The organism is Thioalkalivibrio sp. HK1 (assembly GCA_000583135.1).
In the GTDB taxonomy this organism is placed as follows: Bacteria; Pseudomonadota; Gammaproteobacteria; order HK1; family HK1; genus HK1.
Map to the genome: position 1 here is coordinate 54,236 of JFBG01000027.1, position 26,818 is coordinate 81,053.

The 26,818-nt window shown below is 60.0% G+C and carries 18 protein-coding genes; 6 read left to right on the forward strand and 12 right to left on the reverse strand.

The window, feature by feature from the left end; translation table 11 throughout:
• Positions 1-47 precede the first annotated feature (47 nt).
• A complete protein-coding gene (locus BF99_RS0108825; protein WP_025770572.1) occupies positions 48-1,187 on the forward strand; it encodes a citrate/2-methylcitrate synthase in 1,140 nt (379 codons plus the stop codon).
• A 66-nt stretch (positions 1,188-1,253) separates the two neighbouring features.
• On the opposite strand, the gene BF99_RS0108830 is transcribed toward BF99_RS0108825, so the two are convergent.
• Positions 1,254-2,117, reverse strand: coding sequence for a nitroreductase family protein (locus BF99_RS0108830; RefSeq protein ID WP_051482849.1), 864 nt, complete (start codon positions 2,115-2,117; stop codon positions 1,254-1,256).
• A 657-nt stretch (positions 2,118-2,774) separates the two neighbouring features.
• Between BF99_RS0108830 and BF99_RS0108855 the strand changes: the two genes are divergently transcribed.
• Complete coding sequence (locus BF99_RS0108855; protein ID WP_156013236.1) at positions 2,775-7,139, forward strand: hypothetical protein; 4,365 nt, start codon at positions 2,775-2,777, stop codon at positions 7,137-7,139.
• 227 nt (positions 7,140-7,366) lie between these two features.
• On the opposite strand, the gene BF99_RS0108865 is transcribed toward BF99_RS0108855, so the two are convergent.
• Positions 7,367-7,600 carry a hypothetical protein gene (locus BF99_RS0108865; RefSeq protein ID WP_156013237.1) on the reverse strand — a complete coding sequence of 78 codons (234 nt, stop codon included), beginning with the start codon at positions 7,598-7,600 and terminating at the stop codon, positions 7,367-7,369.
• Between the two features lie 238 nt (positions 7,601-7,838).
• Positions 7,839-9,734, reverse strand: a complete 1,896-nt coding sequence (locus tag BF99_RS0108875; RefSeq protein ID WP_025770581.1) for an isocitrate dehydrogenase kinase/phosphatase AceK regulatory subunit — start codon at positions 9,732-9,734, stop codon at positions 7,839-7,841.
• A gap of 194 nt (positions 9,735-9,928) precedes the next feature.
• Here BF99_RS0108875 and BF99_RS0108885 point away from each other — a divergent pair, with 194 nt between their 5' ends.
• Complete coding sequence (locus tag BF99_RS0108885; protein WP_025770582.1) at positions 9,929-11,086, forward strand: YeeE/YedE family protein; 1,158 nt, start codon at positions 9,929-9,931, stop codon at positions 11,084-11,086.
• 32 nt (positions 11,087-11,118) lie between these two features.
• Positions 11,119-12,873 (forward strand): thiosulfohydrolase SoxB, encoded by a 1,755-nt coding sequence (soxB, locus tag BF99_RS0108890; RefSeq protein WP_025770583.1) that lies wholly within the window; start codon positions 11,119-11,121, stop codon positions 12,871-12,873.
• A 40-nt stretch (positions 12,874-12,913) separates the two neighbouring features.
• Here soxB and BF99_RS0108895 read toward each other — a convergent pair whose 3' ends face one another.
• Together BF99_RS0108895 and BF99_RS0108900 are read right to left on the reverse strand one after the other, a co-directional pair.
• A complete protein-coding gene (locus BF99_RS0108895; RefSeq protein ID WP_038097871.1) occupies positions 12,914-13,645 on the reverse strand; it encodes an aspartate/glutamate racemase family protein in 732 nt (243 codons plus the stop codon).
• Positions 13,646-13,871: 226 nt separating this feature from the next.
• Positions 13,872-14,621, reverse strand: a complete 750-nt coding sequence (locus BF99_RS0108900) for an enoyl-CoA hydratase/isomerase family protein (protein ID WP_025770585.1) — start codon at positions 14,619-14,621, stop codon at positions 13,872-13,874.
• 272 nt (positions 14,622-14,893) lie between these two features.
• Here BF99_RS0108900 and BF99_RS0108910 point away from each other — a divergent pair, with 272 nt between their 5' ends.
• Positions 14,894-16,939, forward strand: a complete 2,046-nt coding sequence (locus BF99_RS0108910; RefSeq protein WP_156013238.1) for an NADH:flavin oxidoreductase — start codon at positions 14,894-14,896, stop codon at positions 16,937-16,939.
• Between the two features lie 126 nt (positions 16,940-17,065).
• Here the strand turns inward: BF99_RS0108910 and dacB are convergent, their stop codons facing one another.
• The 4 genes from dacB to BF99_RS0108935 all read right to left on the reverse strand — a co-directional run bounded on the left by dacB (position 17,066) and on the right by BF99_RS0108935 (position 21,973).
• On the reverse strand, positions 17,066-18,529 hold the full coding sequence (dacB, locus tag BF99_RS0108920) for a D-alanyl-D-alanine carboxypeptidase/D-alanyl-D-alanine endopeptidase (RefSeq protein ID WP_197019089.1): 1,464 nt from the start codon (positions 18,527-18,529) through the stop codon (positions 17,066-17,068).
• A gap of 5 nt (positions 18,530-18,534) precedes the next feature.
• Entirely contained in the window at positions 18,535-19,185 is a 651-nt protein-coding gene (gene msrA / locus BF99_RS20575; RefSeq protein ID WP_197019092.1) for a peptide-methionine (S)-S-oxide reductase MsrA, read from the reverse strand.
• A 143-nt stretch (positions 19,186-19,328) separates the two neighbouring features.
• A complete protein-coding gene (locus BF99_RS0108930; protein WP_025770589.1) occupies positions 19,329-20,819 on the reverse strand; it encodes a CCA tRNA nucleotidyltransferase in 1,491 nt (496 codons plus the stop codon).
• A complete protein-coding gene (locus BF99_RS0108935) occupies positions 20,816-21,973 on the reverse strand; it encodes an aminotransferase class V-fold PLP-dependent enzyme (RefSeq protein WP_025770590.1) in 1,158 nt (385 codons plus the stop codon). Before BF99_RS0108935 ends, BF99_RS0108930 begins: the two co-directional genes overlap by 4 nt.
• Before the next feature lie 220 nt (positions 21,974-22,193).
• Here BF99_RS0108935 and BF99_RS0108940 point away from each other — a divergent pair, with 220 nt between their 5' ends.
• Positions 22,194-22,781: a DNA-3-methyladenine glycosylase I gene (locus tag BF99_RS0108940; protein WP_038097874.1), complete on the forward strand. Its 588-nt coding sequence runs from the start codon at positions 22,194-22,196 to the stop codon at positions 22,779-22,781.
• Between the two features lie 163 nt (positions 22,782-22,944).
• On the opposite strand, the gene BF99_RS0108945 is transcribed toward BF99_RS0108940, so the two are convergent.
• From BF99_RS0108945 to BF99_RS0108970, 3 genes are all read right to left on the reverse strand, one after another.
• Positions 22,945-24,150, reverse strand: coding sequence for a pyridoxal phosphate-dependent aminotransferase (locus tag BF99_RS0108945; protein ID WP_025770592.1), 1,206 nt, complete (start codon positions 24,148-24,150; stop codon positions 22,945-22,947).
• A gap of 241 nt (positions 24,151-24,391) precedes the next feature.
• Positions 24,392-24,748, reverse strand: coding sequence for a hypothetical protein (locus BF99_RS0108955; protein WP_025770593.1), 357 nt, complete (start codon positions 24,746-24,748; stop codon positions 24,392-24,394).
• Positions 24,749-24,984: 236 nt separating this feature from the next.
• Positions 24,985-26,805, reverse strand: coding sequence for a sodium:solute symporter family protein (locus BF99_RS0108970; RefSeq protein WP_025770594.1), 1,821 nt, complete (start codon positions 26,803-26,805; stop codon positions 24,985-24,987).
• Between the last annotated feature and the right edge of the window lie 13 nt (positions 26,806-26,818).

A 26,818-nucleotide genomic window follows, 5' to 3' on the forward strand; every position in this document is an offset into this window, starting at 1 on the left:
TTTTTCACGACAATGACTATCGACCCGAACAGGAGGTCTTTCGGAAAATGAGCCAGGAAAGTCAGATCGAAGTACACCGGGGGCTGATGGATATCTGTTTCGACCGATCGCCCACCACCCTCATCGACGGCCGTGCCGGAGAGCTTCGCTATCGCGGATATTCCATCCACGATCTCGCCGGCGAATCCTCCTTCGAGGAAACCGCCTTTCTCTTGCTCTTCGGCGAGCTCCCCTCTCGCAGCGCGCTGAACGATTTCGATCGTGACCTCAAACAGGCCCGCAGGCTGCCTTCGTCGATCCTCGATATCATCCACATCATTAAGGACGCGCATCCGATGGATGTGCTGCGCACCGCGGTCTCGGCCCTGGCCGCCATCGACCCCGAAACCGCTGATAACTCCATCGATGCCACCCGTCGAAAGGGGATCCGGCTGAACGCCCAAGTCCCGGTCATCATCTGCGCCCACCACCGCATCCGCCAAGGGCTCGAACCGGTGGCGGCGCATCCCGATCTCGGCCACGCCGCGAACTTTCTCTACATGCTCAAAGGCGAAGTCCCCAGCGCCGACGCCGCGGCCCTGACCGACAAGGATATGATCCTCCATGCCGAACACGGCTCGAATGCCTCCTCCTTCGCCGCCCGGGTCGTCGCCGGCACCGAGGCGAATTTACATGCCGCCCTCGTTGCCGCCATCGGCGCCCTCTCGGGTCCGGCCCACGGCGGAGCGGCGGAGAATGTGATGCTGATGGCAAAGGCCATCGGCGATCCGGCAAAGGCCGCCGAATACGTCAAGGAAAAACGCAAAGCCCGCGAAGCGATCATGGGATTCGGGCATCGCGTCTATCGAGCGGAGGATCCCCGGGCGCGCCATCTGCGAGAAGGGGTCAAGAGGCTTTCGATGGAGATGGGGCAACCGCACTGGTACGAAATATTGGAGGCCTTGGTGGAGGCGATGCGCCCCTACTCCCGCCACGGGGTGAATGTCAATGTGGATTTCTATGCCGGGGTGATCTACCACCTGCACGGGATCCCCGACGATCTCTTCGTGCCGATCTTCGCCATCGGCCGCATCCCCGGTTGGACCGTGCAGGTCATGGAGCAGCTGGAAAACAATATTCTGATCCGTCCCCGCCTGCTCTATACCGGACCCGAACCCCGCAACTACACCCCCATCGAGGCCCGATAGCCAAGGGATATTGGGGCACGGGCCAAGGCGATTTCGATGGCGAATCCATCGGGCGAACGAAGGATTTCAGTCAAGACGAAACCCCTTGGAGCGCAGAAAATCACCGAAACCCTCGCGCTCGGTTTCAGCCACCTGACGCGCCTTGTCCTCGGACCAGCCGTAGAACTCCACCTCGCCGAAACGCTCGCAATCGCGTCGGCGCTCAGGAGAAATGGGTAGCAGGCGATGGCGCCGGGCATCGTATCGATCCACCTGCGCTTTTAGATCGCCGTCGCCATAGCGATCTTCGTGCACGAAAACCTCGAGCGGCAGTCGGGGGACAACCTTGCGCTCCTGCGCCGGCCATCCCGCCACCAACCCCGCCACCGGGAAAACATGATCGGGCAATGCGAGCAATCCCGCCACCTCCAAAGCATGATTTCGGATCACGCTCAACGGACAACAGCCCAAACCGGCCGCTTGAGCCGCCCGAACGAACCCGGCGATGACCAAAGCGGCATCGACCGCAGCGTTGAAAACGCTATCGAAATGATCGTTGCCGAAAGGAATGCCGCGCATCTCGCATATCCGCCGAATGCGCCGATTGTCCGCACAAAATACCAACAACTCCGGGGCGTCGGCAATCCACGGCATCGACGGAATCAAGGCTGCCACTTGCGCCTTGATCTCGGGATCGATGACGTGCACCACGCAAGACTGCTGAAGGTCGGATTTCGAAGGGGCGGAAAAAGCGGCGGCGAGCAAGGTACGTAGCAGCGCCGACGGCACCTTGTGGTCGGTGAAAATGCGATGGCTGCGGTGCCCGGCAATTCCCTTGATCTCGGAATGGCGCAAAAGCCAGTCGGGGATATCGGGGATCTCTCCGAAGCGCTCTCGCAGCAGATTCGGCAAATCCTCGCAAGAGGCGTCGGGCGAAGGGCGAGCGTTCATGGCGATATCTTGGATTCTTACGATCGTTCGAGGGCTCGTTCGGGGTCGAACTTCCTTATCCCTCGGCTCTCGATGCACCGAGGAATCATCGACGGATTCGAGCGACATGACCTTCCAATGCGTGCGCTTCCGTCCCCCTTCGAAGGAAGATTGTAAAGGCCGTGGCGGAAAAAGCAAGGAAACTACCTGCATCCAAGAAGATGATCATCGACGAGCGACGATCGTCTTTTTCAGGCGAAATGGCCTTTTTCAAGCAAAATGGCGTAGCCTATCGGCAAAAAGCGCGAGGGCGATGGTTCGATGCCCCGCCCGATTTTGCCGAAATTCGATTAGTCGATGAACCCTCGATATCGGCTCGGTTTTTTCGCCGATGACAATCACGATGCGGGCATCATTGCAAGGGCGTTTGTCAAGCCGAGAACCCGATAACCATCCACACCTGCGCCGGGGGCGAAAAGGAACCGGCCATGGAAACGCAAGCGGGCTCGACCCCTTGAATTCGCTTTTCGAATCCGAGTGTTTTCAAAGCGGATTTTCGATATACTATCAAGGCTAAAAAACGCTCCGCCGCCTCGGAACGAGCGACGGGAGCGACGGTGTTTTTCACAGCCAAGCCCAAATTACAACGAGCAGCCGTGACAAGGAGTGCCATTGACGATGAATACGAAGACGATTGATTGCACCGATTCGAACCCGTGCCCGACTCCGGTGCCGCTCGATGGCTCGCCTGCCGAAAGACCCCTTCTTTCGGCGCTCGTTTTCACCCTCCTCCTCGGATCGTTGTCGATGCTCGCAGCCTTCCCCGGCACTGCGAGCGCGCAAATCGCGGCGGCGAAAGATTGCATTTCTCGCCCCGGGAGCAATACCGGGAGTTACTCGAGCACCTGCGCTCATGATGTTTCGATGTCAGGTAGTCGAACCATCAATGTCGGGGGGGGGACATGTACTCCCAGAACGGGGGTTAACGCCCGTATAGATGCAGGATCAACCGGCTCCATTTCAGCCAGTGCAAATCCTCAAACAGTTTGTCTTGAATACGTTGATGCCGCAACGCAGTATTCCTCGGGCTATGCGGCCTGCAATGTCACCGGGTGCGGCAGCAGCGGGGTGACATACAGCGAAGCGGCGCAGCTGCCGGCCGCTACCATCAATCTCGCCGATGTCTCGGTGAACGAAGGAGCCTCGATCGGCCAAGTGATATTTTTCACTTTAAACAACTCCCAAGCGTCTCTTCCCTCGAATGTCGTCATCGATTTCACGAGCAACAACTCGGATGTGACCATAAGCCCGGCACAGCTTACCTTTACCGAAGCCAACAAGAGCGCAGCGCAGCGGATCACCATCTCCGCAGCGAACGATAGCGATGGGAACGACGAGAGCGCCACCATCACCGCCAAACCTGCCATTACCAGCGGTGCCTACCTCGCGACCGGGACGTTCACGGTGAACGTGACCGATGATGAATACAACACGAGGCCGGCGGCGCCTCATGAATGCATCAGTGGGCGTATTGGGACACTTAATGGACAACCACCTAGTCAAACCAACCGCGCGCATTTCTTTGCCACGCGCGTCGATCCCGCTCCTACCGGGTGCAGAGTATCGGACGCCTTCGTCGTCAAGGGCAAGTCCCGTATAGGTCTATTCGGTACTCCTCGTTGCGACTTCGGAGGTGATTTCAATCTGGAAATTAGAGGCGGGGTGAATGAAAATAGCGTGGAGGGCACAGGTAGTACTGGTTTTACTACTCCTGCGACAATGTGCGTCGAATACAAAGATCCTGCAAAACAACGGGCTTCGGGTTATGACTTTTGCTTAGAACCATCTTCTTATGACTGCGGATCGGGTCAAATCAACATAGCCGAGCGCCCCCCCCGCGGTGATTTCGATTTCAATCAAGATAGCGTCACTTTCACCGAAGGCGGCACTTTCGATCTCACCATCAAAATCGATTCCATCTTGCAGGTGACCGGAAACGTCACCGTATCGGTCACGAAGACATCCGCCGATATCACGATGAGCGACGAGGATGGAAATGCCATCAGTGGCAATACGCATACGCTTTCATTCACCCCGGCCACCCTCGGCACTGCGCAAACCATCAGCTTCACATCGCCCGACGACGCCGATGAGGTGAATTTAACCGACGATCTCACCATCCAGGTCACCACCTCCAATATCGTCGTCTCCACCCGAGTCCTTCCTATCACCGTCGAAGATGGCGATCGTCCCACCGGCCAGATCGTCGCCTCCGGCGGCCTTGGTATCACCCTCACCGAGGGGGATGTAACGGGTCAAAAAATAGACGTCTACCTCTCCAGCGAAAGAACACCATTAGCCAACAGCATCGTCGATATCAGTGTCGATAACTCCGATATCACCATCACCCCCAGCATGTTGACCTTCACTCCGGCGAACTTCGGTATCGCACAAACCATCACCCTGACGGCGGGCAGAGACAACGATAAAACCGATGACACCGGCGGCACTCTCACCTTTGCCTCCACCCAAGCGGCCATCGCTCTGGCGACCGTGAAGAAGACGGTGAGAATCGACGAGCCCCCGACGGGAACGATAGAAACCTCTCCTTTGGAATCCTTCACCATTCCCGAGGGCTTGTCGGCGATCCTCAAGGTCAGGCTCAGCACCAGACCGACCACGCCGGAAAGCACCGTCAGGATTTCGAATACCAACCCCAAGATCAGGTTCGACACCGATCCCCACCGAGGCGGCCGCCAAGATACCTTGACCTTCAAGAACAGCGGCACGGAGAAACTCTATAACGAATACCAGGATGTCGTTTTCACCGCCGCCCGCGACTCCGATATCAGGAACGATTCCGATACCATCACCTTGGTCTTCACCGACGGCGGCCTCAATGATGTACCGGCATTGACGGTACCGACCATCCACGCCGAGCCCCCCACGGGCACGATTGTCGTGAGCCCCGCTGCGAATCTCAAAATCACCGAAGGGGTTCCGGAAACCATCGGCGTCAGGCTCAGCACCACCCCGAACACGGACGTCAGGGTGAGGGTTTCGAATACCAACAACGAGGTCTCGGTGGACGCCGATCTCAACCAAGCCTACCTTCAATATGACTTGACCTTCACCCCCCAGAACTACGCCGTCATCCAGACGTATACGATCCTTGCGGCAAATGACGGCGACCGACACGGCGGCACCGATGTGCTCACCTTCTCCTCCTCCGGCGGTATCAACTCGAACGATGCGACCCTGGATGTCGAAATACTCGACAAGGACGTCCCTAGAGGTACGATCGAGGTGAACCCCGTGAATTTCTCCGTCCGCGAGGGTTTTTCGGGCGCGCTCAGCGTCAAACTCAGCGCCGAGCCGAATCGGGATGTCGTCGTCGATGTATCGCTGAGCAAGATTTACTCCGGGGTCACGGTCTCCCCCGAGACATTGACCTTCACCATCGCCAACTGGAATACGATACAGACCGTCATCGTCAGCGCCGCCCGGGACAGGAATACGATTGACGATACCAATACCATCACCTTCTCCCCCTCCGCGACCGGCGGACTCGTTGCGCCGGATGTGATCCGGACATTCAATGTCTACGATGCCGAGATTTCCCCGACCGCGGCTCATCACTGCGTCGGGTATTACGAACTGACCGGCGGCGGGATCGGTTTCGGCGGATATGACAACAGCGGCAACTCGAGATTTACATGCACCTCGGGGAATGTTCGGGTCTATGTCAACTACTTGGTCTCCAGCTCCGGCACCGGTTCATGCTCTCCGCAGTCCCATGAGATCAGCTCCGGGCCCAATGGCGGACGGGAATTCAACATCCAATCCTCGGCCATCAACTGGTGCGCCGAATATTCGAACTCCGAGACCCAGCGTCAATCGGGCTTCGAAAGCTGCCGCACCCTCTCCTGCCCGGGTGCGAACGACACCGGACACACCTTGGAAATCGGCTCGGTGATCGAACCCGGCGGTATCGGCCTATCGGCCCGGAGCATCGATCTGGAAGAGCATGAGCGAAGAAGTTTCGATGTCACCCTCGAAAGTGACCCCACCTTGCCGGTGATCGTCTACCTCAAGAGTTCGGATCCCCATGTCTCCTTGGATCCGCAGTCGCTCCTTTTCAACCGGGGCGATTGGTTCGCCGGCCAGACCGTCACCGTGACTTCCGAGGGCGACAAAGACAGCGACGACCACCGAGGCCGGATCTCGCTCGAAGCCGTGGGCGGCAACTACCACGGCGTTCGCGCATCCTTGCCGTTGACGGTGGTCGATAACGAAAGCACCATCGCTCCCGAACCGAACGATGCCCGCTACTGGCCGGTGCAAAGCCACGCCTTCGCCATCCCTCCCGTCACCGCACAGGACCAAGCCACCGTTCGCATCCGGTGTCGGCAGAACACGCCTTGCATCGTCTACCTCGATTGCTCGGATCAGGAGAACGGCTCGCTCTACCGGGGGATACTCAGTTCTCGAGGACAGCCGGTTGCCACCATCCCCGCATGGGGGACGAGAACTCTGGACGCCGAGGATATCGTTTCGATCACCGGCAGATCGTGGGATGGCAACGGTCGCCTCGCCTGCGCTTTCCGCAGCCATGCAAAGATCGCCTCGCAAGTCTGGACCCGCTCCGGCGAAGGGGTGCTCGTCAACAACAGCGAAGCGATAAGAAGCGATCAGATCGACAATACCCATCGGGCCGATATCGAGTCGATCCCGGCTCCCGGGGGGGCGGACGATACCAACCTTCGCATTCGCTGCACCGCCGCCCTCGGCGAGCACTGCACCGGCACGAGGTTCACATGCTACGGGGACGACGGCACGATGCACGATGGCACCGTCGGCACCATCCGCCGCTTGTCCGTCAGGCACATGCAGACTTCGGAGCTATCCGATATCATCAATCATCGCTGGATGGGGATGGGCCTGTCATGCGAAGTCACCTCGGATCATCCCTTCAGCGTGCAGGTTCTAACGCGCACCGGCGGCGGTGGGGCCTTGGTCAATAACAGCGCAACCGGGGGCTGATAATCGTCGGCTTCGTCGATCGCCGGCCGGCGATCGACGAAGCGACATTGAGGAATAAGGAGGAATAGGGATGCCTTTTTTCGAAAAGGCATCTTTTTTTGGCCGTTATATCGGAAGTTATATTGGCAGCCATATTGGAAGTCATATCGGATAGCGCCGAAAATAAAGCCCGGATCCCTTGCGGGACCGGGCTTTTCGCTTCGAGCAACGAGGGCAATGCGAGCGGCTTAGCCTTGCTTCGTATCGTCTCGCTCGATAATCCGTCCATACCGAGCCAGTGCATTGCCATGATCGTGCAAGCGAGATTCGCGAGCATTCAATCGCTCTTTGAGCACGCGCTGCACCGCATGAACCGCCCCGAATCCGGCGGCGGTTTTCATGCCGACCACAAGCAACGTAACCAGCACGCCGACAATGCCAACGACGAGCGTGGCTATCGCTATGATCGTTTCCCAACCCATGATCATCACCCTTGTTCGATGCTTGGCTCTTAGATGAGCAAGCCTTGTTCCCAAGCATGACCGAGAGAGCCACATCGGGCAAGACCGCTCATGCCCTTGGCCAATCGCAGGACGGACGGAAGCGTCTGTCCAAGGCAAAAAATCGGCTTTTGCGACGATCTCGACGAGGCGATGGGCGAGCCCGAAGAACTCGGGTCGTCGTTCATCCTCCTTCGATGCTTTCTTTTACGCCTTCGATTCACTCCCCCATCGGCGAGGATGGCCAGTTCGGATGTTCGATCCGGCAATCCTCGGGGTAAAGCCTGATCCCCGGGACATCGCCTCGTTCGAGATCGCGCTGCATCCCCTCCCAGTAGGAGCGGGTCATGAGATCCCCATGAGTTGCGCGAAACAGGCGCCGCAGCCCTCGATCCAAAAGCCGAAAGCCGGACTCGATTTCCTCGGGGAGAAAAACGGTCCCCTCCTCGTAGAACCAATCGGGGACGACATCCTCTCCTTCCTCTCGATCGCTGTTGGAGCGAATCTTGACCGAGGTCAACGGCTCCAAGGCGTCGTAATCGAAAAGATAGACCTTTTGAAAGCGACTGACCCCGTAGTTGCGCGCATCCAGATCTTTATTGAAAACATTGGCCGCGGCATTGTTCTTGATGCAATGACCCAAGTTGACGATGGCTTGGGCAGCCTCCTCGTAGGAAGCCTCGTCGAGAAAGACCGGCAACGGGCGAACCCGTCTTTGGACGATCAAATGCCGCAAGATGACCGCATCCCCGTTTCGGGAAACGCTCTTCGAGGCATCGCGCAACAACTCTTCCAAAAGCGCGGGATCGAACCATGAGGAATCGAGCTCGAGATTGTGGTAGATGATGTTGTCGAGCATCGAGCCGGTGCGATCGATCTCGTGCACCCGACGGTATTTATCGAGCACCGCATCGACACCGGGGAATTCGCCCCACTTATACTGATCCGTCGGGGTATCGCGAATCACCTTGAGGCTGTAATCCGACGAGGCCGCGGCAAAGCCGATGGCCACCGATCCGCGAAAGCCTATCGCGGTGGCGAATCGCTCGCCCCGCGCGATCACCTCCTCTCTAAGCTCGCTCATCACCGCGACCTTGCCGACATGATTGAAGCCGATGGTCGAATAATGCAATCCCAAACGGCGGGTGGGCATCACCGCATAGAGGAAGGCCGCCATTTCGTGGTAGAGATGGGTGGTGATATGGAAATTCGCGAGCGTCGAGCTGAAAAGATTATGGGCATGCGCTCGCCCGTGGATCACCGCCTCCACATAGATGCCCGCCTCGTGGTTGAGCAAGGCGAGGATCAGCGGCGTCGATGTGGCTTCGTCGAAGACGATGCGGCCGACGAGATAGGCGCCGCGGTTGCGGAAAAAACCGGCGGCTGCCATCTGGATCTTCACCGCCCGACGACGATGACGGCAGGCATCGGGATCATCAGGCACGAGCCCCTCGCCCTCGCTCGAAATGATCTGATCGAGCCTTTCGCTCACCGCTTGCACGTCGCCTGCGAAATCCCTCCAATGCCCCGTAAACCCCGGGATGCCGAGGATGCGCTCCACGACCGGGGCGATATCCGCTTTGCGATCCAAAGGAAAGTCGATTCGCACCGCCGCTCCGCGATCGCTCTCGGGATCCAAGTCATGCAAGAAGGCATAATCGACCGGGGTCCACATCCCCTCGCAGATCATTCGGCGAACGGAATTGATCCAGGCGAACGCCATATCCGATTCGTATCGTCCTTGGATACGCGCCAAGTAGATCGCTTCGGCTCGGGACCAAAATCGCTCGTCCTCGATCTCCCGCGGCAAGGCCTTGCGCAGGTCTCGGGAGACGGCGCGGGCCCCGATGTTGTAGATCGCCAGCCGGCGACGACTCAAGGCGAGGGAGTGTGCGGGATCGCGATCTTCGAAGGCCGCTTTGGCCCGCGCGGGGATGCTGCGCGATTCGATGTAATAGGCATCGAATTCCGCCAAAATCCACGCCGCGACACGATCGAGCCGATCATCGAGCGTCGATGATTCCATCGGCATCTCGAGAGGGGTGCGCTTGTCGGTCGCAGGCGGTGCTTCGCTCGGGCGATCTTTGTTTTCGGCGATATTGTCGAACAAGGGCATGGGATATCGCTTCGAAGGGATTGATGGGGTGATCCGATCTCGAGACCCGGCTTTTGCGGATCGATCTTTTCGCAAGCAGCAGCATCCGCTTTCGAGAAGCGAGCCATCCGATTATCCTTGACCGAACGCAAGGGTATCGGAAAAAGATACAACCAAAAAGGAATCCCGCAAACTGTTGGAGGAAAAAAGCGATCATGGAAGGATTCGAATTCGAAGTCGTACATGTCGTGTCCCTGTGGGCTTTCGTTCTCGCCGCCCTATTCGGCTTCGTCGCCAATAAAACGAATTTTTGCGTGATGGGCGCGATCAGCGACTTGCTGCATATCGGCTCGACCGGGCGTTTGGGGGCTTGGCTATTCGCCGCCGGGATCGCGGTGATCGGAACCCAGATCCTGTCGCTGACGGAGGTGATCGATCTCGATCGGTCGATCTACCTCGGCCCCAGGCTCGGCTGGCTCGGGCATATCGTCGGCGGGCTCGCCTTCGGCGTCGGCATGACCCTCGCCGCCGGCTGCGGGCAGCGCAATCTCGTACGCGTCGGCAGCGGCAGCCTCAAAGCGCTGGTGGTCTTGCTGGTGCTCGGGATTACCGCCTACACCACCTTGCGCGGGCTGTTGGGGCTGTTGCGGATCGGCGTTTTTCAAGCCCCCGATACCGATCTCGCCCGATACGGAATCGAGGATCAAAGCGTGGCGTCGTTGCTGGCGGCGATATCGGGGGCGGAGGCGGGCGCCGTCGATACCCTGCGCCTCGTGCTGGCGCTGATCTTAGGCATCGGGCTGGTGGCTTTTTCTCTTTCCCGCCCCGCCTTTCGCCGCAATGCCGATCATCTGCTGGCGGGATTCGTCGTCGGGGGGGTGATCGTCGGCGGATGGTATTTGACCGGCCGGATCGGCAACGATGATTTCGACCCCGTACCCTTGGAGTCGATGACCTTCGTCGCTCCGACGGGCAATACGATCAACTACCTGATGACCTTCACCGGATCGACCATCAACTTCGGAATCGCCGCGGTGCTGGGGATGATCGGCGGATCCCTCGCTTATTCCCTGCTATCGGGCGGCTTTCGCATCGAGACCTTCAGCAATCGATCGGAGATGGTGCGCCACTTGATCGGGGCGGTGCTGATGGGTTTCGGCGGCGTCCTCGCCTTGGGTTGTACCATCGGTCAAGGCGTGACCGGACTTTCCACCCTCGCCATCGGATCGCTGATCACCGTCCCGGCGATTTTCATCGGCAGCGCGATGACCATGCGCACGGAATATCACATGTTGGACGAGCATTCCTTGTTCGTATCCCTGCGGATGGGGCTCGAAGATGCCTTGATGCCTTGGCGCGCAGCGGATCGATAAGCGGGACTTGCCATAAAAGGAAACGATATCCGATGAACCTGCATCGTCGCGAATTTCTCGAAATCCTCGCCTGCGCCGCCGCCCTAGGGATGCCCCTGACCGGTCGCGCCCGGGATGCGCAAGAAATCTACCGAGACAAGGCTTTCGGCAATCTGCGCCTGCTGCATATCACCGACTGCCACGCCCAACTTCTGCCGGTGCATTTTCGCGAGCCCCACTTCAATATCGGCCTCGGGGGGGCGAGGGGAAAACCGCCCCATCTGGTCGGCGAGGCGCTGCTCGAGTATTTTCGAATCCCCGCCGGGGGTATCGAGGCCCATGCCTTCACCCACCTCGATTTCGTCGAGGCCGCGCATCGCTACGGCAAGGTGGGCGGCTTTGCCCATCTGATGACCCTCGTCTCGAGATTGCGCGGGGAGGTCGGGGCGCATCGCAGCCTGCTTCTGGACGGGGGCGACACGTGGCAGGGGTCGGGTACCGCGCTATGGACGCAAGGAGAGGATATGGTCGAGGCCGCCAACCTCTTGGGGGTGGATGTGATGACCGGTCATTGGGAATTCACCTACCCCGAACAAAGGGTGCGAGCCAACCTCGAGCGCCTGCAGGCGGATTTCATCGCACAGAATGTGCGGGTGCGAGAAGAGGCCCTTTTCGATGGCGCGCCCGCCTTCGACGAAGACAGCGGACACGCCTTCGAGCCTTATACGATCAAGGAGGTCGGCGCCCACCGCATCGCCATCGTGGGGCAGGCTTTCCCCTATACCCCGATCGCCAACCCTGCGCGTTTCATCCCCGATTGGAGTTTCGGCATCCGAAACGACGAGATGCAAGCCTTGGTGGATGCCATCCGCGAGGATGAAAAACCCGACGCGCTGGTCTTGCTATCCCATAACGGCATGGACGTGGATCTCAAGATGGCATCCAAGGTCCGGGGTATCGATGCCATCTTGGGGGGGCATACCCACGATGCGGTGCCCGCTCCGGTCTTGGTCGAAAACCCCGGGGGGAAGACCCTCGTCACCAATGCGGGCTCGAACGGCAAATTCCTTGCGGTGCTCGATCTCGATATCGATGCCAAGAGGGTGCGGGATTATCGCTACCGGTTGCTGCCGGTCTTCTCCGATCTCTTGGATCCCGATCCGCAAATGAACGCCTTGATCGAGCGGGTACGCGCACCCTTCGTCGATACTCTGAACGAGGCGCTGGCGGTTGCGGATCGGCCGCTCTATCGACGGGGAAATTTCAGCGGCACCTTCGATCAGCTGATCTGCGATGCCCTGCGCGCGGTGGAGGATGCGCAAATCGCCCTCTCGCCCGGGTTTCGCTGGGGAACGACGATCCTCCCCGGCCAGACGGTGACGATGGAAGACGTGCTCGCCCAGACCGCGACCACCTACCCGGAAACCTATGTGCGGGAGATGAAGGGCTCGGATCTGAAGCTGATCTTGGAGGATGTCGCCGACAATCTCTTCAATCCCGATCCTTATTATCAGCAAGGTGGGGATATGGTGCGCGTCGGCGGCCTTGATTATGCTTGCGATCCATCGCAGTCGATCGGCCGGCGTATCTTCGATATGGCCTTGGATAACGGGGAGGCGATCCAAGCGGAGAAATCCTACAAGGTGGCGGGCTGGGCCACCGTCAACCCCTCCCCCGGGCCTCCGATCTGGGAGACCGTCGCCGCCTATTTACGGGATCGCAAGAGCACGGGCATCGAGCGGATGAACAACCCTAAACTCGTCAATGTCTCCGGCAATCCCGGGATTGCCGAGGGTTCGGATTCGTAGGATCGGGGTTTCAGGATTCGGCGCGACGATCGAAAACGATTCATCGATACTCAGGCTGGAAACGCCGGGGTTGCAATCCGGCGGCGAACCAGATGACGAGGCTGTGGAAGTCGTAGACCGGCAAGCCGGTCGCGGCCGCGATATCCGCCGCATACGGGGGCATATTGGTACATTCAAGCACGATCGCGCCGAGATCGGGGCAGCGTCCGTGCAAGCATCTAGCGGCATCCACCACCTCCTTGCGGGCGCGCTCGACATCCAAGCGCATCTCGTCTTCGAGCAATACCCGCGCGAGTTCTCCATCGGCGGCGATGCCCTCGATCGGGGTATCGGGGTGCGCCCCGGCGCATTCCAAATGCTTTGGCCCCAAACTCGCAGCATCGACCGTCACCACCCCCGCCCGACGACCGGGCGGCAATATCCGCTCCAACCACGGCAACTGCAACAATGCGGAGCTCGCCACCGGCACCGAGCAAGCCTTCGCGATCCGCCTTTGATGCAAGATCAGAAACCCGCAGTTGGTCACGATCCCGTCGGCGCCGTCGGCGACCAAATCGCAAGCGGCGGCGGCGAATCGGTCCACCAATCCTCGGGCGCTGCCTCGCACCACGCCGCTCGGAGTCGCTCCTTCGATCACCCGAGGGATCACCGGAAAAGGCCAAGTCCCGAGATTGCCGCCATCGCCCAAGATGCGAGGGAAACGGGTTTTCAGCATCAAAATGCCGATGCTCGCCCCTTGCACCGCTTTGCCCTGGCCTAAGACCATCGCCATTTTCCGCCCTCCTTGCAGCGGGCTTTTTTCGATCCTTTTCGCCTCTATCCACCCTCGCCGACCGAGGTCGATGGTCATCGGGGGCAGTATTTTTTCTCCCGCCCCATGCATCCTTCGCATTCGGCCGTCTTCACATTGCGTCTTCGGGATTCGCCCTTATCGGTATCGAAGCGAAGCGATGATTCGAGGCCGAAGCCGAAGGCGATCCCTTTTCGATGCTCCTTGCCTAGGATTTGGCGAGCGTCCTGTCGAGATAGGCTCGGATCGAGGCCCGAGTCCCCTCGCTTTTCCACATCGCATGGATCGTTGCCCCGACCTCTTTTTCCCGATGACGAATGGCATCGATCGCCGGTCGGCGAACTTCATGCTTGACCGTGGCAAAGGCGCTCCCGTCCCCGAATATCATGGACTCGGCGAGGGCGAGGGAGCGCTCCGAGAGCGTATCGGGCGGCACCACCTCGTCCACCAACCCCAAAGCCAGGGCTTGGGCCGGAAGGTGGGTATCGGCGCCCAAGACGATGGTCCGAAAATGCTGCGATGCGGTGATCGATCGCATGATCTCCAACGCCCCCGGGGGGAAGGGAACCCCCAGCCGAAGTTCGGGAGTGCCGATTCGTCCCGGTCCGTCGGCCATCAATCGCCGATCCGCCCCCGCCGCCAACAAACAACCGCCGGCGATCGCATGACCGTTGATCGCCGCCACCACCGGAGCCGGGTGGGTGAAGATGCGCTCGAAGATCCCGTTCATCGCCGGCAGGAAATCGTCGATGAAATCCGGCGCCTCGTTCATGATGCGAAAGAGATCGACCCCGGCGCTGAAAAAAGCGCCGCTACCGGTCAATACCACCGCCCGAGCCTTGTATGCCCGATCCAAAGCCTCGGCGATTTGCCCGCATAATTCGGGATCGATCGTATTCGCCTTGCCGTGATCGAGCCGAAGAAGAGCGATACCATCTTGAAGGTCATAGCGAACCATGAGGCACTCCTTCTTATGCGCTCGGTGCGAAAGAATCATCTTTGCTCGTCGAATCCGCACGCATAATGGTATGCGATACGAAAGGGCCGCCGGGCGGGGGCGACGGCGGGGGACGAGCGTCGATGCAAAAGCCGCCGGCGGCGGACTCGTAGTTGCGCTGCGGGTATCGTTGTCCTCGGCTTTTTATGCGATGAACGATGCAACCTCGATCGAAGATCCGGGGCAAAATCCCGTCAATATCCCGCCCCCTCACCCGATATCAGGATCCGATCATGAGCCAGTACCCTCACCTGCTCACTCCCTTCGAACTGCGCGGGCTCGTTTTCAAGAACCGACTGATGAGCACGAGCCACGCTCCGGGCTATGTCGAGGATCGGCATCCCAAACGCCGCTATCAACTCTATCACGAGGAAAAAGCCAAAGGGGGGCTCGCCCTGACGATGTTCGGGGGCTCGTCCAATATCGCTCCGGATTCCCCTTCGGCATTCGGACAAATCTATATCGGGGAGGATTCGATCATCCCCGTCTTGCAGGAATTCTCGCAACGGATCCATCGACATGGCTGCGCCATCATGTGCCAGATAACGCACATGGGGCACCGCACTTCATGGAGTGTCGAGAACTGGCTGCCGACATTGGCGCCCTCGGTGGTGCGCGAGCATGCGCATCGATCCTTTCCCAAGGAGATGGATCGCCACGATATCAAGCGGGTGATCCGAGCCTTCGGCGATGCCGCGATCCGCTGCAAGGAGGGCGGCCTCGACGGGGTCGAACTGCTGGCGCACGGCCATCTGATCCATCAGTTCTGGACCCCTTTGGTCAACCGTCGCACCGACGGCTACGGCGGCAGCCTCGCCAATCGAGCCCGCTTCGGCTTGGAGGTGCTCGAGGAGGTGCGTCGGCGTATCGGGGATGATTTGCCGGTGGGTTTTCGAATGATCGGGGACGAGCTCAAAGAAGGCGGTTTGACGCAGGACGATTGTCTGGCCATCGCGAAGATCTACGCCGAGAGCGGAATGTGCGACTTCCTGAACGTCATCGCCGGACAGGTCGGCAACGAGCGCGGACTGTCGATCTCCATTCCCGGCATGGCGGGGCCGAGAGCCCCCTTCGTCGATATCGCCGCCCGCATGAAACGCGAGACGGGGCTCGCCGTTTTTCACGCCACCCGCATCGCGGATCTCGCCACCGCCGAGCATTGCATCCGCGAGGGGTTGATCGACATGGTGGCGATGACCCGCGCCCATATCGCGGATCCGCATATCGTGGCCAAGATGAAACGGGGCGAGGAGGATCGCATCCGCCCCTGCGTCGGGGCCGGCTACTGTCTGGATCGCATCTACGTCGGCGGAGACGCCCTTTGTCTGCACAACCCGGCGACGGGGCGCGAAGCCCATCTGCCTCATGTCGTCCCCGAAAGCGCCGGGCCGAAATACAAGGCGGTGGTGGTGGGAGCGGGACCTGCAGGTCTGGAAGCGGCGCGGGTTCTCGCTCTGCGCGGGCACGAAGTGACCCTCTTCGAGGCCGCGAACGAGGCCGGCGGGCAGGTGCTTCTTGCAGCCCGCGCCACTTGGCGAAAAGATCTGATCGGCATCGTCCAGTGGCTGATTTCGGAAATCGAGCATCTCGGGGTGCGGCTACGGCTGAACCACTACGCGGAAAAAGAGGATATCCTCGCCTTGGAGCCGGATATCGTCATCGTCGCCACCGGCGGGCTGCCCAATACCGAGGTGTGCGAGGGCGCCGAGCATGTGGTCAGCGTCTGGGATATCCTCGGCGGGCAAAGCGAGCCCGGAGCCCAAGTGCTGGTCTTCGACGATCACGGCGATCATCAAGCACCGGGCACGGTCGATTTTCTGATCGAGCGGGGATCGAGGGTGGAGCTGGTCACCCCGGATCGAACGAGCGCTCAGGAAATCGGGGCGACGAACTATCCGGTCTATTTGCAGCGCTTCTACAAGGCCGGGGTGCGGCTCACCCCCGACAATCGCCTGCTCTCGGTGCGCAAAGAAGATAACGGCAATCGCCTGCGAGCGACTTTGCGCAACGAATACAGCGACTTGGAGGAAATCCGCTTGGTGGATCAGGTGGTGGTGGAACACGGCACCTTGCCCGCAGACGAGATCTTTCACGATCTCGCACCGATGGCCCGCAACGAGGGATCGCTGGATATCGAGTCCCTGCTGGCCGGTCGAGCGCAGGAGATCGCCGGCAATCCGGACGGGGCGTTCATGCTCTTTCGAGTCGGAGATGCCGTCGCCGGGCGCAATATCCACGCCGCCATCCTCGACTCGCTGAGGCTTTGCAAGGCTATCTGAGCCGAGGATCTTCGCTTTTATCCGACTTTTTATCGAACCACGGTGCGGTGAGAGCACCGAATCCACGCCCATCGACCCTCGAGGGCCTGATTTCGTAAGGATCGGGCGCGCCGGGGATCGTTCTTTTCAAGATCGAGGCCGAGACCGACTCCATAGCCAGCGCAGCAAGGCATCTTGCAAGCGCGTGCCCTGACCGTAGTGCGCCCCGGGCTGATTGTGCAACACCACCACGACGAAATCTCGCCCGTCACTGCCATGCAAATAGCCCGCCAGCGAGCGCACATCGTCGATCAGCCCCGTCTTGGCGTGCACCCGTCCGGCCAAACGGGTGTTTTTCAGCCGCCGCCGCAAGGTGCCATCGACCCCGAGCAGCGGCAAGGAAGAAACGAACTCCGCCATCAGCGGGCTCTCATGGGCGGCGCGAAGGATCTCGCCCAAGGTGCGGGCGGTGATCCGGGTCCGGCGAGAAAGGCCCGATCCGTTATCGAGGAAGAGCCCTGCGGATTCGATCCCCCTTGCCTCCAGCCACTCCCGAATGACCTCTCGCCCCTTATCCACCGTCCCCGGGGTTTCGCCCCCATGAGCCCCGATGGTCAGCAGAAGCTGTCGGCTCATGACATTGTTGCTGAACTTGTTGATCGGGCGCAGGAGATCGACCAAGGGCGGGGATGCCTCGACGATCACCTCCGTCGCCGAATCGGGCACCGATCCGGTGCGAAATCCCCCGGCCAAGGAGGCATCGAGACCGCTCCAAAGGCTACGAAAAGCGCCTTGGAGCAGGGTTTGCGAATCGAAGGTCGAGCGCCAAAAAGAATGGGAGCCGCAAGAAGCCGGGTAATCACCGGAAAATCGCACGCGACGATCGAGTCCCTCGCCCTCGATGCGCATCCGGATACGATAATGACGCCCGCCGCAGGCGCCGGCGGTCAATCGCAAACGATTGTGAACGGCATCGCTCGCCAGCGGAGGGTCGGTGGTGATCACCACCTTTCCTGCGCTCGAATCCGGATGAAAAGAGAAGTGCGTGGAGCTGAAATTGAAGAGCAGCGAGCGAGGCAGGGCGTTATAGCTGCGATAAGGCCGTTCATCGAAACTGCCCGGATCCTCTTGGGCGAGAGAGAAAAAATCCTCGTCGAAAACCACATCGCCTTCGATATGGCGGATCCCCCGCCCCCGAAGGCTCTGCAAAATCCGCCATAGCGACTCCCCGAGCAGGTGCGGATCCCCGCCCCCCTCGATATAAAGATCGCCGTCGAGTCTCCCGCCGCCGACTTCGCCTTGGCGCAGCACCCTCGTCTTCCAGCGAAAATCGGGACCCAAAATATCAAGGGCCGCGAATGTCGTCAGCACCTTGATCACCGATGCCGGCACCCGCGCCGCATCCGGACGATAGGCGACCAAGGGCTTTTCCTTGCCCATCTCCTGTATCCAAAGGCTGATGCCGTCGGGATCGACATTCTCTTGCGCGAAAGCGTCCCGGATCGGCTCGGGCAGGGGAGGCTCGGGATCGGCGGCCAAGGCTTGGGATAAAAGCGATCCGAGAGTGAGCGCAAATGCCGAGATGATCTTGCAAAGGCGAAGAACTCGCACGGGGATCAACCGAGGCGATCGGGAAAGGCGATGCCGGTGCCCCCGTGGCCGCAACTGCGAGAGGGATTTTTCGCCAAGAACTGCTGGTGGTATTCCTCGGCATAGTAAAAAGGTCCGGCGCTTCGAATCTCGGTGGTGATGCGTCCATGGCCCGCCTCGTGCAAGGCCCTTTGGTAGATGGCGCACGAGTCCATGGCCTGTTTCATCTGTCGATCGGATGTGACATAGATGCCGGATCGATATTGCGTGCCGATATCCACTCCCTGACGCATCCCTTGGGTGGGATCGTGGGATTCCCAGAAGAGTTCGAGCAGATCCTCGTAATCGATGCGATCCGGATCGAAAACCGCCAGCACGACCTCGTTATGACCGGTGCGGCCGCTGCACACCTCCTCGTAAGTGGGGTTCGGGGTGTGGCCGCCGCCATAGCCGACGGCGGTGATGTGCATCCCCGGCAGGGTCCAAAGGAGTCGCTCCGGCCCCCAAAAACACCCCATGCCGAATATCGCGCGCTCCAAACCCGGCCAACCGTCGAGCGCCGGGGGATGCAAATCCCGGCCGCTGACGAAATGGGTTTTCGCGGTGGGGATCGGATCCGCCCTCCCGGCCAAGGCCTCGTCCGCCGCCGGGATCTCCTTGCGATTCCAATGAAACATCATCGTTTTCCTCCAAACCGAGCCTTCCCGAGCGTCGGGGGCGGCGAAAATACGAACGAGAACGGAGCCGATCTTGCGCAATTATCCCCCTTGCGGGCATGCGCGGGCGCTTTTTCCTTGGAGGGCTTCGAAGATCGCAAGACTCACGATTTTCCATCGGGGGGATCGAGACCTGCAAGATCCGTCTCCATTTCCGCCCCCATTCGAGCGAGGATCCGATCGGGGTCGGTCCATCCGGTATCGTCCTGGATCTCGCGGCAGCGAGCGAGGATCCGGCCGAAATCGGGGCCGGGGGCCAATCCGCGATCGATCAAGTGCCGACCCGATACCACATCCTCGGGGGGCTTGCGTTCGACGCCGTATTTGCGGGCTTGTTCCAAAAAGATCTCCCCGGCTTCGAATCGCCCGGACAAGGCCTCGGCGGTGGTGCGCCCCAAGTGATCCGCCCTCGCCAAGCGTTCCAACAGTTCGAGGCTCGCTCCTTTGGCATCCAATCGACGGGAAAGGCGTCGATAGCCCCCGGCCTTGGCCCCGTTTCGAACATAAAGAGCCGGCGCCAAATGATGCTCCACCAAGGACTCGATGCACTCGATCAGCCATTTCGGGGCTCGCATGCGCATCAAGAATGCACGCGCCGGAGCCATCCCTTGCTTCGAATGATCCAGCGAACGAATGCGGCCGTCGATGCAAGCGGTGGTGGCGGGCTTGCCGAAATCGTGGCATAGCGTACCGAACATCAGGCTCAGCGCATCATCGTCGGCGATATCGGATTTCGGCGCCTCTTCGTGCAGCGATCCGGCGGCGGCGTCCACCGCCATCAGGGTATGCACCCATACATCCCCTTCCGGATGCCACTTCGGATCTTGGGGAACGCCGCGCAGAGCGTCGAGCTCGGGGAAAAAATCCAGCATCCCGGTCGCCTCCAACAACCGCAATCCCGAAGAGGGGCGGTGCGAGCGCAACAACAACTTCTTGAACTCGTCGAAAACCCGCTCCCCGGAAAGGGATTCCAAATCCAACCCCCGGCAAAGGGCGATCAAGTCCTCATCCGGGCGCATCGCAAGGCGGGCGGCAAAACCGACCATGCGCAGACCGCGCAAGGGATCTTCGGCGAAACGCTTAGGGCAGGTCGCGCGCAAGATTCCCGATCGAAGATCCTCGATACCCCGGTGGGGATCCAACAACTCGCCGGTCAAGGGATCCAAGCCGATGCTATTGACGGTGAAGTCGCGGCGGCGGGAAGCGCGCGCGAAATCGAGCGACGGATCGGCCTCGATCTCGAATCCGCGGTGGCCGCGGCCGCGCTTGCGCTCGCTGCGGGGCAAGGAAAAGTCGGCATCGATCCCCGCCACTCGATAAACGGCGAAGGCGCGACCCACCATATCCACCCGCCCGAATTCGCCCAGCAGGGATTCGAGCCTATCGGGGGCCAAGCCGAAGATTTCGATATCGATATCCTTGGATCGAAGACCCAAGAGACGATCCCGCACCCATCCCCCGACGATCACCGCCCGCCCCCCGGCTTTTCGCACCGCTTGGGCGACCTTTAAGATGCGGGGCTCGATCGCAAGCCCCGCCGAATCAAAGGCACCGATTCGATCCGGCTTCGGGGATTCGATCGGATCCGATTTCATCGACCTCGGGATCCGAAAAGGGCTTTTTCCAAAGCCGCTAGCAGCCGATCCTCGTCCGCTTGGTTGTTATAAAGATGCCCCGTGATGCGCAGGCAATCACCGCGCACCCCGACATGGACATTCTCTCGGGCCAATGCCTTGGAAAGAAAAAGAGGATCCGTACCCGGCGGGCAGCGAAGGCCGAGAAAATGACCCGCCCTTCGATCTTGCGCAAGGGATTGAAATCCCAAGGTATCCGCGCGCTCGACGATCCTTGCGGATCGCTTGGCCAAGGTCTCGGCGATCTCCTCCACCCCCCATTCCAAGATGCGCTCCAAGGCGGCGATGGCCATGGGGACGAGGTGGAAATTCGCGCTCTCGCCCATGTCGAAACGCTTAGCTCCGGGGGCGAATTCGTCTTGATAGTCGACCAAGCGAGCGAAATCTCGAGCCCCCTTTCGAGCCCCCCAGCCATATTCCAAGGGTTCGCCGGATTGACGATCGGCTCGCACATAAAGAAAGGCGAAGCTATAAGGACCCAATAGCCATTTATAACAAGCGCTGACCGCGAAATCCGGGGCGATCCTCGCCATATCCACCGGCAAGGCTCCGGCCGACTGACTGAGATCCAAAGCCAGCGCCGCTTTCGTTTTTCGGATCTTGGCCGCGACCGCTTCCAGATCGATCAGCGCCCCGTCCGTCCAGCGGCAATGAGGCAAGGCGGCGATGGCGGTGCGCTCGTCGATGGCATCGACAACCGCCGCCGAGAGATCGTCGCCGGGCGCAACCTCGACCGCCACCACTTCGGCTCCCGCCCGCCGGGCCGCTTCGTGCCAAGGATAGACATTGGATGGAAATTGATCGGCGAGGAGAACGATATTCCGCCCCGCCTCCAAGGGCAAGTTGCGGGCGGCGATCGACATCCCGTAGCTCGCCGCGGGGACGATCGCGATGTCTTGAGGCTCGGCATTGACCAACCGGGCGAAGCCGGCGCGCGCGCGATCCGGATCGGCGAAAAAATCCGGGGGCTTGATCCGCCAAGGATGGCCCTTGATGCGAACGCCCCGCATCCCCGCTTCCATCACCTCGTGCATCAATGGCCCCATATAGGCGCAGTTGAACCAGGCCAGATCTTCGGGGATATCGAATCGATGGCGCTGACAGGCAATGGTCATGACCTAAAAGGCTCCTTCATCCTTTGCCTTGGCTCGGTCTTGGTCGACCGATGCGCGAGCTTAGGCTTCGGCGGTAGGGATTGGGGCTGCTGCGGCAATGCGACAATGCGACAACGTGCGAAGAGAATCGACGGATGCAAAGGGAAATAGAGCCATACTCCGCTCGGATCGCTTCTTCGAACCCCTGTGCTTTCGAAACGACATGACGGTGGCAACGACCATGGCGACGATACGAAAACCCCGATGTCCTTGGGCGATGAACGATCCCCTCAATATCGCCTACCACGACGAGGAATGGGGGGTGCCGCAGCGAGACGATACTCGTCTTTTCGAGATGCTGACCTTGGAGGGGGCACAAGCCGGGCTTTCCTGGCTCACGATCTTGAAAAAGCGAGAGGGTTATCGCAAGGCTTTTGCGCAGTTCGATATCGAACGCATCGCGCATTTCAAAGCGCGCGAATGCCGAAGTCTGATGGCGAATCCCTCCATCGTGCGCCATCGCCTCAAGATCGCCTCGACGATCACCAATGCCAAGGCGGTCCTCGACCTCGAAAAAAAGGGGATCTCCTTCGGGCAATATCTTTGGTCCTTCGCCCCCGAATCCCCGAGCCCCGCTTACCGGCGCATGGAGGATGTGCCGTCGACGAGCGAGGCTTCTTCGGCCATGAGCCGAGCCATGAAGCGAGATGGCTTTCGCTTTTGCGGACCGACGATCTGCCATTCCCTGATGCAAGCGGCGGGGATGGTCAACGATCATCTGAAAGGCTGCTTTCGTCATCGGGAACTGTCGGCTTCGAAGGGACCTTGAAGCGCTATCGAGACCTGAGCGTCTTTCCCAAAGACCATCGAAGGCGAGAGGCGAGAACGTCGAGGCGACCTCGCCCCTGCGGTTGGGGGCGCAATTTCAGCCCTCGAATCATCGGATCTTAGAAGACCGAATCCCTCGGGTTGGCATCGGATAGCCTGCCCGATCAACCCTCGAGCCGGGTACAGGCGCGCTGGATCCGGATGCAGGCCTCCTCGAGCCGATCCGTGGCCAGGGCGTAGGAAATCCTGAAATAGGGAGACAGGCCGAAAGCCTCGCCGTGGACGGCGGCGACCTCCTCGCTCTTTAGCAGGTATTGCGCGAAATCGCCGTCGCTGCCGATGGTCTCGCCTTCCGGGGTGCGCTTGCCGATCGCCCCCCGGCAATCGACATAGAGATAAAACGCACCCTTCGATGGGCTGCACGAAAGACCTCGAGTCTGGTTGAGGATGGAAACCCCGAGATCGCGGCGCTCGCGAAAGACCACGACATTGCGCGCGATGAAGGACTGATCCCCGTCCAAGGCCTCGACCCCGGCCCACTGACTGATACCGCAGGCCCCGCTGGTGGTCTGGGATTGCACCTTGGCCATCGTGCGAATCAAATCCTTGGGCCCGGCGGCATAGCCAAGACGCCAACCGGTCATGCAATAGGACTTGGAAAGACCGTTCATGGTCAAGGTGCGATCCGCAAGATCGGGGGCGGCGGCGGCCATGGTCGAAAAGGTGACCCCGTCATAGACGATATGCTCGTAGATATCATCGGTGAGGATGAGAATGCGCGGATGGCGCCGCAAGACCTCGGCCAACCCTTGCAGATCTTCCGCCGAATAGACCCCGCCCGAGGGATTGCCCGGACTATTGAGGATCAGCCATCTCGTGCGTTCGTTGATCGCCGCCTCGAGCCTTTCGGGGGTCAACCGGAATTCATCCTCGGCGAGGGTCTCGACCACCACCGGCTCGCCCCCGCCGAGCAGGGCCATATCGGGATAGCTCACCCAATAGGGGGCGGGGATGATCACCTCGTCTTTCGGATCCAACGTGGCGATCAAGGCGTTGCTGATCACCTGCTTGCCGCCGGTGGAGACGATCACCTGATCCGGGTGATAGTCAAGGCCGTTCTCGCGGGAGAACTTCCGGCAGATCGCCTCGCGCAATTCCATCAGCCCCGTCAACGGCGGATATTTCGTATGCCCGTCGACGATGGCCCGCATCGCGGCCATCTTGATATTGTCGGGGGTATCGAAATCGGGCTCTCCGGCGGAAAGGGCGATGACATCGCGGCCGGCGCGCTTCATCTCCATCGCCTTGTTGGAGATCAATATCGAGGGTGAGGATTTGATGCGTTCGAGGAGTTTCGAGGAAAAAGCCATCATGGCCCTCCGAGATCGATACCTGATTCGATGTCCGCAAAGTGAAAGGAAAAAGGGTCTTTACATGGGTCTTTACATGGACGAAAAGGAACCCGTGCCCGCCCAAGCCCCGCCAAGGTGTCATCTTAGAACAAAAACCCGATGCGGCGAGGCTTTGGAAGGCGACATTCGATAGCGAAGTTCGGTGAAAGCATAGTCGATCGCCGGCGATCTTGGCATCGTCCGGTCGATGCGGGATTTTTCAGTTCAAGAAAAAGCCGATCATCTGCGCCACCCCTTGACCGATCTCGCTCTCCAAGGGAAAAGAGAGCATGCCCATCACCGAATAGCCGAGCAGCCAAGGCATCAGGTAGAAACGAAAGAGATAGAAAAACCAAGCGACATAGAGGGGGATCACCGGCGGGATCAAAAAAGACGGGGTCACCGGCGAGAAGAGTCGAAGCAGAGGATCGGTGGCGCGCACGAAAAAACGCATGAAAAAGAAGCGGCTGTCCTGGGGCAGGAAAAGCCCCATCCCGAAACGCCCGATCAGCGTCCACATGATCGCCCCCATCACATAGTCGAGGGCCAGCACCCAAAGAGGAAAAGCACCGTGCATCGTTTGTATATCGACCTGATCGCCCCGATGATCGAAAAAGCGGGCGCTGAAAAAAGGGTTGAAAGACGAAAGGATGCTTATCGGGGATAAGAGAATCCGAAAAAGGATTCGACCTCACCTTGGCATCTGCGCGTTTCGAAATCTTTCGGTGAATCCTTGCCGTCTTGCACCCATCGCAAAAAAGTCGGGGGCGGGAAGGTTCCCGCCCCCGACGACCATCGAGCCGTCATCTTGGCCTAGTGCGACGAAGAAAGAATCGTATCCCCCTTCGGCACCCGGGTGTCGTCGACCATCTTCTGGATCTCGTCACTCGGCGCCGGGGTCATCAAACTGACCACGACCATCGCCACCAAACTGACCGGCATACCGATGATGCCGAAACGCAGGTGGTCGATACCGAGCCAAGGCTCCATGCCGCCGAAACGCACCGCATAGAGGTACAAGGTACCGGAGATCAGTCCCGCCAACATCCCGGCGATGGCTCCTTGACGATTGGCGCGTTTCCACCAAACGCCTAGCACCAGCGGGAAGAACAGACCGGAGCAGGCGAAGTCGAAGGCCCAAGCCACCGCTCCCAGGATGCTCGTGAGCTTGAGACTGGCGACCGCCGCCGCTCCCGCCCCGATCACGATCAACAAGACCCGCGCCACGATCAGGCGGGTTTTGGTCTCCGCCTTGGGGTCGATGATCTTGTAGTAGAGATCGTGCGAAAGAGCGTTGGCGATGGCCAGAAGCAGCCCGTCGGCGGTGGACATCGCCGCCGCCATACCGCCGGCTGCGACCAGACCGGAGATGACATAGGGCAGGCCTGCGATTTCCGGAGTCGCCAGCACGACGATATCGCCGCGCATGAAGAACTCGTTGATCTGCAAGAGTCCGTCGCCGTTGGAATCCACCACCTTGAGGAAGCCGACCTCGCTCCAGTTCTTGATCCACTCCAGAGCGTTGACCTCCGCGATGGACTTGCCGATGATGCCGGTGGCGAGATTCGGATCGAGCACCTGCAGCTTGGTGAAGGTGGCAAGGGCCGGGGCGGTGAAGTAGAGCAAGAAGATGAAGAGCAAGGACCACGCCACCGATTGCCGCGCGGCCTTGACCGAAGGGGTCGTGAAGTAGCGCATCAGGATATGCGGCAAGGAGGCGGTTCCGGCCATCATGCACAGGGTCAAGGTGGCGAACTTCCAAGCGGCGAAGGGATCGCCGGCGGCCTCGGCATGCTTGACGGTCAGAGCTCTAAGCCCGGCGAAGGTCTCGGCCGGTTTGAGTTCGCCGACCTGGTGCAGCGCTTCCAGCTCGCCCAAGCGCATGACCGCATCCCCGTAGGCCAGCTGCGGGAAGAGACCGAAGCCCTGCTTGTTCGACATCCAGATCACCGGCACGAGGTAGGCGATGATCAGCACGATGTACTGGGCGACCTGAGTCCAAGTCACCGCTCGCATCCCGCCGAGCATCGAGCACAACAAGATGCCGAGCAAGCCGAACCACACACCGACTTCGAAGGGAATATGCAAAGCCCTCGAGGCGATGGTACCGGTGGCGTTGATCTGGGCCGTCACGTAGGTAAAGGAGGCCAATACCAAGACCAATACCGCGCAAAAACGCGCCAGATTCCCGCCGTAGCGAGTGCCGATGAAGTCGGGCACGGTATAGCAACCGAACTTGCGCAAGTACGGCGCCATCAGCGAGGCCACCAATACGTAGCCCCCGGTCCATCCGACGACGAAGGCGAGATAGGCATGACCGCCCATATAGATGCCGCCGGCCATCGCCACGAAGGAGGCGCCGGACATCCAATCCGCCGCCGTCGCCATGCCGTTGAATACCGGTGGTACCTGACGCCCGGCAACGTAGTAGGCATCCACCTGCATCGTGCGCGAGAGCCAACCGATGGCGGCGTAGATGAAGACGGTGAAGCCGACGAAGAGGATGCCGATGGTGTCGGCACTGACCCCCATCTGCTCCAATACCGCCATCAACAAGATGAAGACGAGGAACCCGCCGGTGTATATCCCGTAGATTTTCGGCAGGTTATCAATGAAATTTCCTGATTTTTTCATAGTTGGACGCTCC

Coding starts and splice junctions, on each gene's coding strand:
- BF99_RS0108825 (WP_025770572.1), top strand. CDS start 48: ATGAGCCAGGAAAGTCAGATCGAAGTACACCGGGGGCTGATGGATATC.
- BF99_RS0108830 (WP_051482849.1), bottom strand. CDS start 2,117: ATGAACGCTCGCCCTTCGCCCGACGCCTCTTGCGAGGATTTGCCGAAT.
- BF99_RS0108855 (WP_156013236.1), top strand. CDS start 2,775: ATGAATACGAAGACGATTGATTGCACCGATTCGAACCCGTGCCCGACT.
- BF99_RS0108865 (WP_156013237.1), bottom strand. CDS start 7,600: ATGGGTTGGGAAACGATCATAGCGATAGCCACGCTCGTCGTTGGCATT.
- BF99_RS0108875 (WP_025770581.1), bottom strand. CDS start 9,734: ATGCCCTTGTTCGACAATATCGCCGAAAACAAAGATCGCCCGAGCGAA.
- BF99_RS0108885 (WP_025770582.1), top strand. CDS start 9,929: ATGGAAGGATTCGAATTCGAAGTCGTACATGTCGTGTCCCTGTGGGCT.
- soxB (WP_025770583.1), top strand. CDS start 11,119: ATGAACCTGCATCGTCGCGAATTTCTCGAAATCCTCGCCTGCGCCGCC.
- BF99_RS0108895 (WP_038097871.1), bottom strand. CDS start 13,645: ATGGCGATGGTCTTAGGCCAGGGCAAAGCGGTGCAAGGGGCGAGCATC.
- BF99_RS0108900 (WP_025770585.1), bottom strand. CDS start 14,621: ATGGTTCGCTATGACCTTCAAGATGGTATCGCTCTTCTTCGGCTCGAT.
- BF99_RS0108910 (WP_156013238.1), top strand. CDS start 14,894: ATGAGCCAGTACCCTCACCTGCTCACTCCCTTCGAACTGCGCGGGCTC.
- msrA (WP_197019092.1), bottom strand. CDS start 19,185: ATGTTTCATTGGAATCGCAAGGAGATCCCGGCGGCGGACGAGGCCTTG.
- BF99_RS0108930 (WP_025770589.1), bottom strand. CDS start 20,819: ATGAAATCGGATCCGATCGAATCCCCGAAGCCGGATCGAATCGGTGCC.
- BF99_RS0108935 (WP_025770590.1), bottom strand. CDS start 21,973: ATGACCATTGCCTGTCAGCGCCATCGATTCGATATCCCCGAAGATCTG.
- BF99_RS0108940 (WP_038097874.1), top strand. CDS start 22,194: ATGGCGACGATACGAAAACCCCGATGTCCTTGGGCGATGAACGATCCC.
- BF99_RS0108945 (WP_025770592.1), bottom strand. CDS start 24,150: ATGGCTTTTTCCTCGAAACTCCTCGAACGCATCAAATCCTCACCCTCG.
- BF99_RS0108955 (WP_025770593.1), bottom strand. CDS start 24,748: ATGCACGGTGCTTTTCCTCTTTGGGTGCTGGCCCTCGACTATGTGATG.
- BF99_RS0108970 (WP_025770594.1), bottom strand. CDS start 26,805: ATGAAAAAATCAGGAAATTTCATTGATAACCTGCCGAAAATCTACGGG.